Below are 15273 nucleotides of genomic sequence, written 5' to 3' on the forward strand. Positions count from 1 at the left end.
TGGGCGTGGCCCGCCGCGAGCGGGCGGTTCTTTCAATAGCCCAACGCCGGGTCGGCGCAGGTATCCGGCCGGCCACCTTCCCGCACCGTTCGCAGGTTGTCCAGCGTCTGCCGGGCAATGGCCGCGGCCGGGGTGCGCGTGGCGATGTGGGGTGTGACCAGCACGTTCGGATGGCGCCACAGCGCGTGGTCGGGCGGCAGCGGTTCCTGCGGCGTGGCATCCAGCGTGGCGTAGCCCAGCTGGCCGCTGTCCAGCGCGGCCAGCAGAGCATCGGCGTCCAGGTGTTCGCCGCGCCCCGCGTTGACCACGTGGGCGCCGCGCGGCAACTGCGCGAAGGTGGCCGCGCCCAGGAAGCCGCGGGTGTCGTCCGTCAGCGGCAGCAGGCAGACCAGCGTGTCGGCCTGGGCCAGCAGCGCGGGCAGGCCGCCTGTGCCGTGATGGCCCGTGATGCCGGCCGGCAGGTCCGGCTTGGGCGTGCGGCTCCAGCCCGATACGCGATAGCCCAGCGCCATCAGGGCCTGCGCCGCCGCCAGGCCCAGGCGGCCGAGCCCGGCGATGGCCACGCGGTGTTCCGATGGCGGCACGATGGGGCTTTCGCGCCAGACACCCTGGGTACTGTTGCGGACATAGTCGCGGAAGTGGCGATGGTGGTTGATCACCGCCCAGGCGACGTAGGTGCTCATGCCCGCCGTCATGCCGGCTTCGGCCACGCGGCACACCGGCACGTGGCGCGGCAGCGCCGGGTCGGCATACAGGTGGTCGACGCCCGCGCCGATGGACTGGATCAGGCGCAGGTTGGGCAGGGTGGCCAAGAGGCCCGCGGGCGGCAGCCAACAGACCGCGGCATCGATGTCGGCGGGGTCACCCAGGTCGTCGGCGGTGCGCCAGGCGATGTCGGGCCGCAGCGCCTGGAAGGCGGGCACCAGGTAGCGCATGTCCAGCACGCGGCTGAGCAGGGCGATGCAGGGCGGGCGGTCTGGGGTGACAGGAGCCATGGCGGTTGGGGTCGCGGCCGAGGCGGCGGCGAAGGCGGCGGCGCTCATGCGGCCTGTCCCATGCGGCGTGCACGTCCCGAGACGATGCTGGCGAAGTCCGGCACCGCCTGCACCAGTTCACGGGTGTAGGCCTCTTGCGGCTCGCGGATCACCTGCGCGGCCGGCCCGCATTCGATGATGCGGCCCTGCTGCATGACGGCGATGCGGTCGCACATTTGCGCCGCGACCCGCAGGTCGTGGGTGACGAACAGCATGCTCAGGTGAAAGCGTTCGCGCACGCTGGCGAACAGGTCCAGCACCTGGGCCTGCACCGACACGTCCAGCGCCGACACGGGTTCGTCCGCCACGATCAGGTCGGGTTCGGACGCGAGCGCCCGGGCGATGCCGATGCGCTGGCGCTGGCCGCCCGAGAATTCGTGCGGATAACGGCCGGCGGCATCCGGGTTCAGGCCCACCAGTTGCAGCAGTTCGGCCGCGCGGGCGCGGGCCTTGTCGGGCGCCATGCCCTGGGCGATCGGCCCGGCCATGATCGAGCGGCCGACCGTGTGGCGCGGGTTGAGCGAAGCCTGCGGGTCCTGGAACACCATCTGCACCCGGCCGGTGGCCGCACGCGCCTTGGGAGCCTGGCCGTTCAGGCGCACCTCGCCGCTGTCCTGCGCCAGCAGGCCGGCAATGCAGCGGCCCAGCGTGGACTTTCCGGAACCGGATTCGCCCACCAGGCCCAGCACCTCGCCGCGCCGCAGCGTGAAGCTGATGCCGCGCATGGCGGCGGTCTCGCGGCCGCGGCGGAACAGCCCGCCGCCGGACACGTAGGTCTTGGTCAGGTCGCGCACGTCCAGCAGCACGGGCTGCGGCTCGGCGCTGCGCACGCTTGCCGGCATGCCGTGCGGAATGGCGGCGATCAGCTTGCGGGTGTAGTCGTGGCGGGGGTGGCCCAGGACCTCGGCGGCCGTGCCGGCCTCGACGATCTCGCCCAGCTGCATGACCGCCACGCGGTCGGCGATCTGCGACACCACGCCGAAGTCGTGCGTGATGAACAGCACGGCGGTGCCGTGGCGCGCCTGCAGGTCGCGGATGAGTTCCAGGATCTGCGCCTGGGTGGTGACGTCCAGCGCAGTGGTGGGTTCGTCGGCGATCAGCAGCGCCGGTTCCAGCATCAGGGCGCAGGCGATCATGACGCGCTGGCGCTGCCCGCCCGACAGGCGGCCGGGGTAGCTGGCGGCGATGCCCTCGGGGTCTGGCAGGCGCACGTCGCGCAAGGCGCCGATGATGCGGGCGCGCTTGTCGGCGGCCGACAGCCTGACGTGGGCATCCAGCGCTTCTTCCAGCTGGTCGCCGATGCGCATCACCGGGTTCAGCGCCGACATCGGGTCCTGGAAGATCATGCCGATGCGGTTGCCGCGCAGCGTGCGCCATTGCGGTTCGGCCAGGGTCAGCAGGTCGTGGCCCTGGAAGGCGATGCTGCCAGCCACCGGGGCCACCATCGGCTGAGGCAACAGGCCCATGACGGCGTTGGCGATCATGGACTTGCCCGAGCCGCTTTCGCCCACGATGCACAGCGTTTCGCCGCGGCCGATGCGCAGACTGGCGTCTTTCACCGCCAGCGGGCGGTCGGCGCCGGCCGGCAGGCGGATGGACAGGCCGCGGATGTCGAGCAGGGTATCGGTGGCAGCGGCGAGCGGGTCGGGCGCCAGGGCGCTGCCGGCCAGCCCGTCGGCGGCCAGGATGTCGACGGGATTCATGCGCGGCTCCTTGGGTCCAGCCGGGTGTTCAGGCCGTCGCTCAGGCCTTCGCCGATCAGGTTCAGCGCCAGCACCGTCAGCAGGATGGCCACGCCGGGAAACAGGCTGATCCACCAGGCCTGGCGCAGCGCCGTGCGGGCCGCGCCGATCATGTAGCCCCAGCTCATCACGTTGGGATCGCCCAGGCCCATGAAGCTCAGGCTCGATTCCAGCAGGATGGCGGTGGCCACCATCAGCGACCCCATCACGACGATGGGCGCGGCCGCGTTGGGCAGGATCTGCGTGATGATGATGCGCAGGTTCGATTCGCCGGCCAGGTGGGCGGCATGGACGAAGTCGCGGTGGCGCAGCGTGAGGAATTCACCGCGCACCAGCCGGGCCACCGGCGGCCACGACACCAGCGCGATGGCGGTCACGATGGACCCGACCGACGGCTGGAAGATGGCCACCAGCACGATCGCCAGCGCAAAGCTGGGAATCGCCTGGAACAGCTCGGTAAAGCGCATCAGGCCGGTGTCGATCCAGCCGCCGTAGTAGCCGGCCAGCGCGCCCACCGACACGCCGATCAACAGGCCCGCCAGCGTCGAGATCAGGCCGATGAGCAGCGAGATGCGCGCGCCGTAGGCCAGGCCGGAGCCGATGTCGCGGCCCATGGTGTCGGTGCCGAAGGGCAGGCCTGCCATGTCCAGCGGCGGCAGGAAGGGGCGCTGCACCATGGCCCAGGGGTCATGCGCGGCCACCAGCGGCGCGGCCAGGGCCAGCAGCAGCACCGCGGCCATCACGGCCAGGCCGGCCAGGGCGCCTTTGTTGCGGCGAAAACGCCGCCAGAATCCGTTGTTCATTGCAGTTCTATCCTCGGATCGGCCAGCGTGTAGAGCAGGTCGGTGATGATGTTGAACGCCACGGCAAGCGCCGCGGTGACCAGGAACGTGCCCAGCAGCAGGTTGTAGTCGCGCTGCACCAGGGCATCGAACATCAGCCGGCCGATGCCGGGCCAGGCGAACACGGTTTCGATCAGCACCGTGCCGCCCACCATGGAACCGGCCTGGATGCCGGCCAGCGTAATGACGGGCAGCAGCGCGTTGCGCAGGATGTGGCGGCGCTGGATGCGGCGCGGCGACAGCCCCTTGGCGCGGGCGGTCTTGACGAAGTCCATCTGCGCCACTTCCAGCATGGCCGTGCGCGTCATGCGGGCATACACGGCCATGTAGAAGAGCGCCAGCGTGGCCGCCGGCAGCACCAGGTGGCTGGCGATGTCGGCCACGCGCGCCAGCCCCGCGTGCCCCGCGCCCACGGTCTCGAAGCCGAAGCCGGGCAGCCATTCCAGCTTGACCGAAAAGAGCAGCACCCCCATCAATGCCAGCCAGAACAGCGGCGTGGCATAGAACAGCATCGACAAGGTGCTGACCAGGCTGTCGAGCCAGGTCCCGGCGCGCGCACTGGTCCAGGCGCCCAGCGCCACCCCCAGTGTCAGCGACACGACGAAGGCGGTCATGGTCAACAGCAGCGTGGCCGGCAACCGCTCGCCGATCAGGCTCATGACCGGGCGCTGCTGCCGGTACGAGTCGCCCAGGTCCAGCCGGGCGGCGTGGCCCAGGTAGGTGGCCAGTTGCTGCGGCAAGGGCTTGTCCAGCCCGAAGCGTTCGCGCAGCTGGGTCATGAAGACCTCGTCGGTCGCGCCGGCCTCGCCGGCCATGACGGCCGCCGGGTCGCCGGGCGCGGCGCGGATCAGCAGGAAATTGATGACCGCGATCAGGGCCAGCACCAGCAGGCCCTGCACGATGCGGCGCATCAGGTACGTGAGTTTCTTCATGGCATTCCCCCTGTTGCTGCCTGGTTGCGCGCCGTTCAGGCCAGCGTGGCGCGCGCCAGGCTATCGTTCAAGCCGATGCCAGAATTGATCAGGTTCTTGATGTTGTTGCGGTACAGCGTGGGGAACTGCAGTTCCAGCAGCCAGGCTACCGGCACGTCGTCCACCAGGATGCGTTGCGCTTCCTCGTAGAGCCGCTTGCGCGCCTCGGGGTCGGCTTCGCGCGAGCCGCGCTCGAACAGGTCGTCGACCTTGGGGTTGCTGTAGCCCTCGACGTTGTTCCAGGGCGAGCCCTTGGCGATGGTGGACGTGAGGTAGTTGCGGGCCACGCCCAGCGCGGCGTCGCCGTACTGGTAGAGGTAGCAGAAGGCGATGTCGTAGTCCCAGTTGGCGGTCTTTTCGCTCCAGCCGGCGACGTCGGTGGCGGTCATTTCCAGCTTGATGCCGGCTTCGGCCAGGTTCTGTCGCGCGATCTCGGCAAAGCGCTGCCAGGTCTCGCCATAGGGCAGCGGCAACAGGCGCAGCGTCTGGCCCTTGTAGCCGGCTTCCTTGAGCAATTGCTTGGCGCGCGCCACGTCGCGCGGATAGCGCGTGACCTCGTCGGTGTGATAGCGCACGGTGCTGTTGAACGGGCCGGTGGCCACCTTGCCAAAGCCATACCAGGCGACATTGCGCATGGCCTCGCGGTCCAGCGCGTACATGATGGCGCGGCGCACGCGCACGTCGGCCAGCACCGGATGGCGGTTGTTCAGCCACATGAACGAATGCGGCCCGAAGAATTCCCAGCCCTTGGTGGTGATCTCGACGTTGGGCAGGGCCTTCAGGCGCGCGATGTCGAAGTATTCGACGGTGCCGCCGGGCAAGACGTCCAGCTTGCCGGATTCAAAGGCCGCCGAGCGCGAGGCCGCGTCGGGAATCACGTGGAAGTACAGCGTGTCCACGCTGGGCAGGCCGGCCTCGTGGTACTGCTCGTTGCGCACCAGCTGGATGTACGAGCCGCGGCGCCATTCCTTGAATTTGTACGGGCCGGTGCCAATGGGCGTGTTGTTGGCCGGGTTGTTCAGGAAGTCGGTGCCTTCGTAGATGTGGCGCGGCACCATCGGCATGGTGCCGACTTCGAACAGGCCCAGGAACGGGCCGAACGGGCGCGGCAGGCGGAATTCCACGGTGTGGTCATCCAGCGCCTTGATGCTGTCCACGAACGCCAGGCCGGCGCGCAGCCGCGCGTGCGTCTTGCGCAGGAACTGGTCGACGCTGAACACCACGTCGTGCGCATTGAACGGCTTGCCGTCGTGCCACAGCACGCCTTCCTTGAGCTTGAAGGTATAGACGGTGGCGGTGTCGTTCACCGTCCAGGACGTGGCCAGGCCGGGCATCGGTTCCAGCTTTTCGTCGTAGCGCAGCAGGCCTTCGTACATCTGCCCGCCGATCATCTGGGTGGGGCCGTTCTGGATGATGCCCAGCATCAGGCCGGGCGGCTCGGGCTGCACGGCGATGTTCAGCACGCCGTTGCGCGCGGCCGCGGCCCAGGCGGGCAGGGCGGCGGCGCCGCTCCACCAGCCGGCCGCGGCAGCGCTTGAAATCAGAAAGTCGCGTCGGTTCATGAGGTTCTCCTGGTGACGGGGCCGAAGGTGGCGGGCGGGGCTGCGCGGCGCGGTCAGGCGTCGGCGGGTTCGACAAGCTTCAACAGCGCGCGCCATTCGCGTTCGCTGGGATCGGGGGCGCCGGGCAGGCGGTTGGTGTCGCCGCTGGCGTACTGGCGCGCGGTCTTTTCGCTGACCTGCGGGCTGACCGGGTAGGTCGCCTGGCCGGTGGACTGGATGGCCAATTGCACGCGGCAGGCGCGGTCCAGGTTGAGCATCAGGATGAAGGCCTGGGCCACGGTGGCGCCGGTGGTCAGCAGGCCATGGTTGCGCAGGATCATTGCGTTGTGCGGGCCCAGGTCGGCGACCAGGCGTTCGCGTTCGTCCAGGTCCAGCGCAATGCCCTCGTAGTCGTGATAGGCCACGCGGTTGTAGAACTGCAGCGCCCACTGGTTCACCGGCTGCAGGCCGCAGGCCAGCGACGACACGGCCACGCCGGCCACCGTGTGGGTGTGCAGCACGCAGCCCGCATCGGGGCGGCCCATGTGCACGGCGCTGTGGATGGTGAAGCCGGCCGGATTGACGTCGTAGGGCGTGGGCGCCACGGGGCGGCCGTCAAAGCCGACCTTGACCAGCGATTCGGGCGTGATGTCGCGAAACAGATGGCCGTACGGGTTGATCAGGAAGGCGCCTTCCTCGCCGGGCACGCGCGCCGAGATGTGCGTGTAGATGCTGTCGTCCATGCCGAAATGGGCAATGAGGCGATAGCAGGCCGCCAGGTCGCGGCGGGTCTGTTGTTCCGCCGCGCTGATCGGTTGCGCGGGTTCCTGGGAATGGGCCATTGATGCGTCCTTGGTGGGTGGGCTGCGGCGGCGGGCCGGATGCTGGGCATTATGCGTCGATCGTCAACTGTCGACAGTTAGCAGTAACACTGATATGCTGCGAAAAAACGGGGTGCTATATAGCTGACGCGCCAAGCGCATTCACACCCCAGACGAGACCCGCCATGCCTGAAATCCCGGCCGCCCTTACCGCTTTCGAATCCGTCAATGTTCCCGACCTGGTCGGCGTGGTCGAAGACCGGCTCACCCAGGCCATCGTGCAAGGCCGCCTGCCGCCCGGCAGCCGCGTGGTCGAAGCCGAGATTGCCCGCCAGATGGCGATCAGCCGCGCACCGGTGCGCGAGGCCTCGCGCCGGCTGGAACGCCAGGGCATCCTGGTGTCCAAGCCGCGCCGCGGTTTCTTCGTACGCGAGATGTCGGTGCGGGAAATCGACGACCTGTTCCAGGTGCGCCTCAGCCTGGAAATGACGGCGGTGGCCGCCGCCTGCGAACACGCCGATGCCGCGGGCCTGGCGCGCCTGACCCAATTGCTGCAATTGATGATTGCCGAGGCCGCCGACGCGCCGCAGCATCGCCGCATCGAGCTGGACCTGAGCTTTCACACCCTGATCTGCGAGCTGTCGGGCAATGCGTATCTGCTGCGCCTGTTCTCCAGCACCCAGACCGAAATGCGCATGATCATTTCGCTGATCGACAACGTCTACCAAGACCCGGAACTGGTCGCCTCCACGCACCAGCCGATCCTGGACGCGTTGGCGCGGCGAGACGTGCAGGCCGCGCAGGCCTGCATGAAGGTTCACCTGGACGATGCCTGGGAGCACGTCCGCAACCTGTTCGTCTCGCAGCATGGCGCGGCGGGCGAAAAACCAAGGGGCAGTAAGAAGCCATGAAAGTCGTCTACAGCGATAAGCACCAGCTTCACGATCCGCAGTTTTTCATCGTGCGCGGCAAGGTCAAGCGCAGCAACGAACAGCCCGAGCGCGGCGCGCGCCTGCTGGCGGCGGTGCAGCGCGACGGCCACCGCATCATCACGCCGGACGATCACGGCGCGGCGCCCCGCGCCGCCGTGCATACGCCGCAGTACCTGCGCTTTCTTGAAACCGCCTACGCGCGCTGGCGCGAATTGCCCGACGCCTCGGAAGAAGTGGTGGCCAATGTGCACCCGTTTCCGGGCCAGCCCTGCACCTATCCCGATCACATCGTCGGCCTGGCCGGCTACCACATGGGCGACACCGCGTGCCCGATCGGCGCGGGCACGTGGGAAGCGGCCACCTGGTCGGCGCACTGTGCCACCCATGCCGCCCAACTGGTGCTGGACGGCGAACGTGCGGCCTACGCGCTGTGCCGCCCGCCGGGCCACCATGCCTATGTGGACCGCGCCAACGGCTTTTGCTACCTGAACAACGCTGCCATCGCGGCCCAGCACCTGCGCACCGCGCACCGCCGCGTCGCCATCCTGGATCTTGACGTGCACCACGGCAACGGCACCCAGGGCATCTTCTACCGCCGCCCCGATGTGCTGACGGTGTCGCTGCACGCCGACGCGCACCACACCACGCCGTTCTTTGTCGGCCACGCCCATGAAACCGGCGAAGGCGACGGCCTGGGCTACAACATCAATCGGCCGCTGCCGATGGGCACGGGCGACGAAGGCTACCTGGCCGCGCTGCGCCGCGTGTTCCTGGATATCCAGGCGTTTGCGCCCGGCGCGCTGGTGGTGGCGCTGGGGCTGGACGCGCATGAACGCGACCCCTACAAGGGCCTGGCGGTCACCACCGCGGGCTTCGGCGCCATCCTGGGCGACATCGCGCGGCTGGGCCTGCCCACCGTGCTGGTGCAGGAAGGCGGCTACCTGTCGGACGACCTGGGCCCCAATCTGGCCAGCGCGCTGCGCGGCTTCGATTCCGCCGCCTGAGGGAGAACGCCATGATCGATCAGGACTGCGCCCAGGACGTGCTGGCCTGCGCCTCGCCGGACATCGGCGAGGCGCAGGCCGCGCAACTGGCGCGGCGTCACTTCGGCATCGATGCCCAGGTGCGCCGGCTGGCCGGCGAGCGCGACCGCAATTTCCATCTGCGCGCCGACGATGGCCGGGAATACGTGCTGAAGTTCTCGCATCCGGCCGAAGATGCGCGCGTGGCCGATTTCCAGGCGCGCGCCTTGCGCCACGTCGAACAGGCCGACCCGGGCCTGCCGGTGCAGCGCGTGCTGCTGGCCAATGACGGCGAACCTTGCGTCTGGCTGCAAACGCCCGACGCGCCGCCGCGCGTGCTGCGGCTGTTCACCTACCTGCCGGGCCTGCCGCTGCCGGACGCGCCGCGTTCGGCGGCGCAACGCGACAACCTGGCGCGCACGCTGGCGCGGCTGGGGCTGGCGCTGCGCGGCTTCACGCATCCCGCGGGGCAGCTGGATCTGCCCTGGGACATCCAGCGCACGGATGAAGTGGCGCCCTTGCTGGCGCACGTGACCGACCCCGCGCGCCGGGCGCTGGCCGAACGCGGCCTGGCGCGTTTCGTGAATCACGCCAAGCCGGCGCTGCCGGGGCTGCGCGCCCAAGCCATCCACAACGACCTGAACCTGTACAACGTGCTGGTCGATCCCGCCGACCCTGACCGCATTGCCGGCATCCTGGATTTCGGCGACATGGTGCAGGCGCCGCTGGTCAACGACCTGGCAGTGGCGGCGTCCTACCAGCTTGAGCCGGGCGACGACGCCCTGGCGCCCGCCGTGGCCTTCACCGCGGCCTATCACGCGGTCAGCCCGCTGACGCCGGCCGAGCTGGATGTGCTGTTCGACCTGATGGTGGCGCGGCTGGTGATGGTGGTGGCGATCGGCGGCTGGCGCGCCGCGCGCTATCCCGAAAACAGCGCCTACATCCTGCGCAACAACGCGGTGTCATGGGCGCGCTTGCAGGCCTGCGACGGCATCGCCCGCGACGCGGCCCGCCAGCGCTTGCGTGCGGCATGTGGCTTTGAATCATGCGGTCTTCAGTGAGAGGGCAGTGACCATGACTGTGACGCAACCCGGCGCGCCCGCGGCCGCCTTGTCCGACCTTGGCGCGAACGACACCGCCTCCGCGCATACCGCAGCGCTGATCGCCCGGCGCCACCAACTGCTGGGGCCAGCCTACCGCCTGTTCTATGAATCGCCCGTGCACCTGGTGCGCGGCGAAGGCGTGTGGCTGTACGACGCCCAGGGCAAGCCGTACCTGGACGCCTACAACAACGTCGTGCCGCTGGGCCACTGCCATCCTGCCGTGGTGCAGGCCATTGCCCGGCAGGCGTCGGTACTGAACACCCACACCCGCTACGTGCACGAGACGGTGCTGGATTACGCCGAGCAATTGCTGGCCACGTTTCCGCCCGGCCTGGGGCAGGTGATGTTCACTTGCACCGGCAGCGAAGCCAACGACCTGGCGCTGCGCATCGCGCAGGCGCACACCGGCGCGACCGGCCTGATCGTCACGCGCTTCGCCTACCACGGCGTGACCCTGTCGATCGCGCAGGCCTCGCCGTCGCTGGGCCGCTATGTCACGCTGGGGCCCGCGGTGCGGACCGTGGCGGCGCCGGACACCTACCGGCAGGGCCCCGATGCCGTCGGCCCGGCGCTGGCGCAAGCCGTGCGCGAGGCGGTGGCGGACCTGGCGGCCCAGGGCCTGCGCCCGGCCGCGCTGCTGGTCGACACCATCTTCTCCAGCGACGGTGTGCAGGCCGCCCCCCAGGGGTTCCTGCGCGAGGCGGCGCAAGCTATCCACGAAGCCGGCGGCCTGTTCATCGCCGACGAGGTGCAGGCCGGCATGGGCCGCACCGGGCAGGCGATGTGGGGCTTCATGCGCCACGGCGTCGAACCGGACCTGGTCACCCTGGGCAAGCCGCTGGGCAACGGCCACCCGGTGGCCGGCGTGGCCGCGCGCCCGCAGGTGCTGGAGGCGTTCGGCCGCAATGGGCGCTACTTCAATACCTTTGGCGGCAATCCGGTATCGGCCGCGGCCGGCCTGGCCGTGCTGCGCACGGTGCAGGACGAAGCGCTGATGCAGAACGCCGAACGCGTCGGCCAGTACTTGCGTGAGCAGCTGCAAGGGCTGGCCGCGCGTCATGACCTGATCGGCGACGTGCGGGGCGCAGGCCTGTTCATCGGCGTCGAGCTGGTGCGCGACCGCCGCACGCGCGAACCCGCTACGCAAGAGGCCGCGCGCGTGGTCAACGGCCTGCGCGACCGCCAGGTGCTGACCGGCAGCGCGGGCGAGCACGCCAACACGCTGAAGATCCGCCCGCCGCTGCCGTTCAGCACGGCGGATGCGGACCGGCTGGTAGCGGCGCTGGACGAGACGCTGGCGGCGCTGTAGCGCCGTTGCCATGCAAAAAGGCCGCGGGCATCTGCATGCCCGCGGCCTTTGTCATGGACGAAACGCGGGTGCTACCCCGCGTCCTCGCCTTACGGCTTCACGGTCACGAATACCGGGTTCGAATAGAACCACAGGTCGTTGTAGTTGCGTGCGTTGATCGCGTTGAAGCGCGCGGCGTTGTCGGCCAGGTCCACCTTGGCGTCGGGCAGCGGTTCGCCGTTGGCGGTTTCGCCCGCCACGTCCGGCGCCAGGTTGGTGCCGCGCAGGCGCAGGTACTGGCTCTTGTCGGCGGTCAGCTTGACCTTGATGACGTTGTAGCCGTCCTTGTCCACCGTCCAGTCGGCACGGGTGTAGCGCGCCAGCACGCGGGTGCTGGGGTTGGTGGCGTTGTCATAGGCCGGCGTGCCGGCCGCCGCGCGCGGGCCCACGTCGCCCACGATCAGGTCCACGTGGTTGACGGTGGGCTTGACGTAGGTGGGGTTGCCGCTTTCGATCGGGTACTCGTAGTGGTTGCTGTCCGGGCTGCGAAAGCGGATGGTCACTTCCACCTGTTCGCCCTTGGCTGCCACGAGTTCGCCGCCCATCTGGGCCGTGCCGGCCGCGCCCTGCGCCTGGAATTCCAGTGCGTCGATCAGGTCGCCGAACACGCCGAACATGCGGCCGCTCTTCAAGCCGGCCACCACGGCCGCCATGTCTTTCCCGTCCTTCCAGACGTAGGTCTTGGCGTACTCGCCGGGGGCGTAGCCGCTGCTGTACTGGCCCGATGCGGTGCGGAAGTGGAAGTCGGAATCGGCCACGTTCCAGATGCGCCGGCCTTCGCCGAGCAGGGCGTCCCAGGTGCCGCCGACCTTGGCCACCAGGTAGTCCACGCCGCCGTAGGTGCGGTTGGGCAGGTTCACGGGCGTGTAGGCCTCGGCGTAGCCGCCGCGGTCCGGTTCCATCTGGTTGCCGACCATGCCTTCGATGCCGAAGAAGATCGTCGGCGCCAGGTCATGCATTTCACGCAGCTGGCCGATGGTGTATTTGCCGGCATAGCGCGACGGGTGGTTCAGCAGCATATAGCTGTCCGGATGCTTGTCGCGCAGCCATTGCAGCGCGGTCAGCGAGTCGGCATGGGTGGTGAAGGCGCGCGGCTGGCCGGCCAGGTCGGCCACCAGTTGCGCATCAAACAGGTTGGCCGCCTTGTTGGTGTACAGGTATTCGTACTCGGCCACCGCGCGCAGCGACTTGGCCGACATCGGATCGTTCACGCCGATGCCGATGTTGACGTGGTCATGCGTGGGCATGTCCCATTCGAACGACGAGAAAATGATCTTGCCGGCGTAGCGGCCGGCAGCCTGCGCCTGCTTGATGAACGGCACTTCGTATTGCGCCATGCCGGTGGAAAACGGCACGGGGCCGCCGGGGATGGCGGCGCCGGTGTTGTCGCGGTCGGACATACGCAGGTGGTTCGACAGCGCGGCCCAGTCCAGCTTGTAGCGGTCGAACGCCTGGTCCAGCACGCTTTCCAGGGTGACCTGGGCGTCGTTGGACTGGATCGTGTGCACGTGCAGGTCACCGGCGCTCCAGGCGCCCGTCTGCACGGGGGGCGGGGCCGGCGGCGTGGGGTTGGTCACCACGGGCGGCGGGGCCGCCGGGCTCTCGTCATCGTCATCGCTGCCGCCGCAGGCGCTCAGCAGGGTTACGCAAGCCAGCGACAAGGGCATGATGGCCCGCCGCAGGCGGGATACTTCGAACCGCATTTCAAACTCCAGCGTCAGGCGGCCTGCAAGGCGCAGCGCCGCGAAGGCCCGCACTATGCGGTCTGCGGGTGACGTGGAAATGACAGAAGGGCGGCGCGCAGGGCCGCCGTGGCCCTGGCGGGACGCGTGGCGCGGGGTCTGGCCGCGGCCACGTCCGTGGCTAGCGCTTGCGCGCGGCCTTGCCGGCAGTCTCTTGCGGGGTCTCGCCGGCCTCGGCCAGCGCCTGCTGGATGATGGCGTTGGCGGTCCAGCGCGCCACCTCGGTGACTTCGGGCAGGTCCAACCGCCAGATGTCCTTGAGCACCAGGAACACCTCGGTGCCGTAGACCAGCGACAGCGCCTGCGCCACGCGGTCCTGCTGCGCGGGTGTCAGCGTGGCGGCCAGCGGCGCGATGGCGCGCTTGAGGATGTCGACCCGGTGTCCGCGCACCAGCCGCGGCTCGTTGCCGGCGCGGCCGGCGCTGGCTTCGGCATGCTGCTGCAGCGACACCAGGATGGCCGCGCGCAGCGGCGCCTCGTGCGCTTCCAGGCGCGGATACGCAAAGCGCAGCAGCTCGTCGACCCGGGCGGCGGCATCCGGCGCCTTCGAGTCCCACGCCAGGATCGGCCCCAGGCTTTCGTCCACCACGGCGGCGATCAGCGCGCTCTGGCTGGGAAAATAGCGGTAGGCGGTGGCGCGCGACACCTGCGCGTGTTCGGCCAGTTCGGCCACGGATGGCGTGATGCCCTGCGCCATCAGCCGCTGGGCGGCATCGAGCAAGGTCTTGCGCATGCGCGCGCGCGGCCCGTGCGGCGGTTCGCCGCTGGCGGCGGCCTGCCGGCTGGCAGGGCCGATCAGGCGGGCGACGGCGGGGGGCGTCTTGCGGTCGGTGGTTTGACGTGAGACAGGTGTCTCAGTATGATTCTTTCGTCTCATTTCTAGATTCTACAGGCCCAGGCGGCCCCAGACATATCGAGGCGCGCACCGAGTGTAGCCGCCCGCGGAGGAGTCATGACGCAAGCGAACCGGCGGGTCTTCGTGGCCGCCACCTACGACACCAAGGGCCACGAGGCCGACTATGTCGCCGACCTGCTCAAGCGGGAAGGGCTGGACGTGGTCACCGTGGACGTGTCCACCACGGGCGCTGCCAGCGGCGCCCGCGTGCAGGCGCGCGAGGTCGCCCGCAGCCATCCGCAGGGCGAGCAGGCCGTCTTCACCGGCGACCGCGGCACGGCCATCGCCGCGATGGCGCTGGCGTTCGAACGCTACGCCGCCGCCAACCCCGACATCGGCGCGATGCTGGGCCTGGGCGGGTCGGGCGGCACGGCGCTCATCACCCCCGCCATGCGCGCGCTGCCGATCGGCGTGCCCAAGCTGATGGTGTCCACCATGGCGTCCGGCAATGTCGCGCCGTATGTGGGGCCGTCGGACATCGCCATGATGTATTCCGTGACCGACGTGGCAGGCCTGAACCGCATTTCGCGCCGCGTGCTGGCCAATGCCGCAGGCGCCATCGGCGGCGCCTTCCGCCAGGCCGCCAGCGCGGCCGGCGACGACAGCCGCCCCGCCGTGGGCATCACCATGTTCGGCGTCACCACGGCCTGCGTGCAGCAGGTGACCCCGTTGCTCGAATCGCGCTTTGACTGCCTGGTGTTCCACGCCACCGGCACCGGCGGCCAGTCGATGGAAAAGCTGCTCGACAGCCACCTTCTGGCCGGCGTGCTGGACCTGACCACCACCGAGGTCTGCGACTTCCTGTTCGGCGGCGTGCTGGCCTGCACCGAAGACCGCTTCGGCGCGGTGGCGCGCACAAAAGCACCCTACGTCGGTTCCTGCGGCGCGCTGGACATGGTCAATTTCGGCGCCATGGATACCGTGCCGCAGCATTACCAGGGCCGCACGTTCTATCCCCACAATCCGCAGGTGACGCTGATGCGCACCACCGTGCAAGAAAACCAGCGGCAGGGCGAATGGATCGCCGACAAGCTGAACCAGTGCGACGGCCCCGTGCGCTTCCTGATTCCGGAAGGCGGCGTGTCGGCGCTGGACGCGCCGGGCCAGGCCTTCTGGGACCCCGAGGCCGATGCCGCGCTGTTCGCGGCCCTGGAAAACCGGCTGGTGCAGACCGCCAACCGCCGCCTGATCCGCGTGCCCTGCCACATCAACGACCCGCAGTTCGCCCAGGCCGCGGTCGATCACTACCTTGAAATTGCCACACACTGAGGACCCCCGCC

At 69.4% G+C, this 15273-nt stretch carries 13 protein-coding genes; 5 read left to right on the forward strand and 8 right to left on the reverse strand.

Going from position 1 to position 15273, the window contains the following annotated elements:
- Positions 1 to 32: 32 nt before the first annotated feature.
- From HV798_RS17800 to HV798_RS17825, 6 genes are read right to left on the reverse strand one after another with little or no spacing between them, the layout of a single operon-like run.
- The gene (locus tag HV798_RS17800; protein ID WP_246288907.1) at positions 33 to 1043 is read right to left on the reverse strand and encodes a 2-hydroxyacid dehydrogenase; all 1011 of its coding nucleotides are present in this window, start codon (positions 1041 to 1043) and stop codon (positions 33 to 35) included.
- The gene (locus HV798_RS17805; protein WP_175191860.1) at positions 1040 to 2737 is read right to left on the reverse strand and encodes an ABC transporter ATP-binding protein; all 1698 of its coding nucleotides are present in this window, start codon (positions 2735 to 2737) and stop codon (positions 1040 to 1042) included. Before HV798_RS17805 ends, HV798_RS17800 begins: the two co-directional genes overlap by 4 nt.
- A complete protein-coding gene (locus HV798_RS17810; protein ID WP_175191861.1) occupies positions 2734 to 3579 on the reverse strand; it encodes an ABC transporter permease in 846 nt (281 codons plus the stop codon). Before HV798_RS17810 ends, HV798_RS17805 begins: the two co-directional genes overlap by 4 nt.
- Positions 3576 to 4550, reverse strand: coding sequence for an ABC transporter permease (locus HV798_RS17815; protein WP_175191862.1), 975 nt, complete (start codon positions 4548 to 4550; stop codon positions 3576 to 3578). The genes HV798_RS17810 and HV798_RS17815 overlap by 4 nt, the downstream gene beginning before the upstream one ends.
- A 35-nt stretch (positions 4551 to 4585) precedes the next feature.
- Positions 4586 to 6151, reverse strand: a complete 1566-nt coding sequence (locus tag HV798_RS17820) for an ABC transporter substrate-binding protein (RefSeq protein ID WP_175191863.1) — start codon at positions 6149 to 6151, stop codon at positions 4586 to 4588.
- 53 nt (positions 6152 to 6204) lie between these two features.
- Positions 6205 to 6972: a class II aldolase/adducin family protein gene (locus tag HV798_RS17825; RefSeq protein WP_175191864.1), complete on the reverse strand. Its 768-nt coding sequence runs from the start codon at positions 6970 to 6972 to the stop codon at positions 6205 to 6207.
- A gap of 164 nt (positions 6973 to 7136) precedes the next feature.
- Between HV798_RS17825 and HV798_RS17830 the strand changes: the two genes are divergently transcribed.
- The 4 genes from HV798_RS17830 to HV798_RS17845 are packed head-to-tail and all read left to right on the forward strand — an operon-like array spanning position 7137 to position 11317.
- Positions 7137 to 7862, forward strand: a complete 726-nt coding sequence (locus tag HV798_RS17830) for a GntR family transcriptional regulator (protein ID WP_175191865.1) — start codon at positions 7137 to 7139, stop codon at positions 7860 to 7862.
- Positions 7859 to 8887 (forward strand): histone deacetylase family protein, encoded by a 1029-nt coding sequence (locus tag HV798_RS17835; RefSeq protein WP_175191866.1) that lies wholly within the window; start codon positions 7859 to 7861, stop codon positions 8885 to 8887. The genes HV798_RS17830 and HV798_RS17835 overlap by 4 nt, the downstream gene beginning before the upstream one ends.
- A gap of 11 nt (positions 8888 to 8898) precedes the next feature.
- Positions 8899 to 9966, forward strand: coding sequence for a phosphotransferase (locus HV798_RS17840; protein WP_175191867.1), 1068 nt, complete (start codon positions 8899 to 8901; stop codon positions 9964 to 9966).
- 13 nt (positions 9967 to 9979) lie between these two features.
- Complete coding sequence (locus HV798_RS17845; protein WP_175191868.1) at positions 9980 to 11317, forward strand: aspartate aminotransferase family protein; 1338 nt, start codon at positions 9980 to 9982, stop codon at positions 11315 to 11317.
- An 89-nt stretch (positions 11318 to 11406) separates the two neighbouring features.
- On the opposite strand, the gene HV798_RS17850 is transcribed toward HV798_RS17845, so the two are convergent.
- A complete protein-coding gene (locus HV798_RS17850) occupies positions 11407 to 13059 on the reverse strand; it encodes a CehA/McbA family metallohydrolase domain-containing protein (protein ID WP_175191869.1) in 1653 nt (550 codons plus the stop codon).
- Between the two features lie 160 nt (positions 13060 to 13219).
- Complete coding sequence (locus HV798_RS17855; protein ID WP_175192220.1) at positions 13220 to 13897, reverse strand: TetR/AcrR family transcriptional regulator; 678 nt, start codon at positions 13895 to 13897, stop codon at positions 13220 to 13222.
- Positions 13898 to 14050: 153 nt separating this feature from the next.
- Here HV798_RS17855 and HV798_RS17860 point away from each other — a divergent pair, with 153 nt between their 5' ends.
- Positions 14051 to 15262, forward strand: a complete 1212-nt coding sequence (locus tag HV798_RS17860) for a Tm-1-like ATP-binding domain-containing protein (protein ID WP_175191870.1) — start codon at positions 14051 to 14053, stop codon at positions 15260 to 15262.
- Positions 15263 to 15273 lie beyond the last annotated feature (11 nt).

Source organism: Achromobacter deleyi (assembly GCF_902859705.1).
GTDB classification, from domain to species: domain Bacteria; phylum Pseudomonadota; class Gammaproteobacteria; order Burkholderiales; family Burkholderiaceae_B; genus Achromobacter; species Achromobacter deleyi.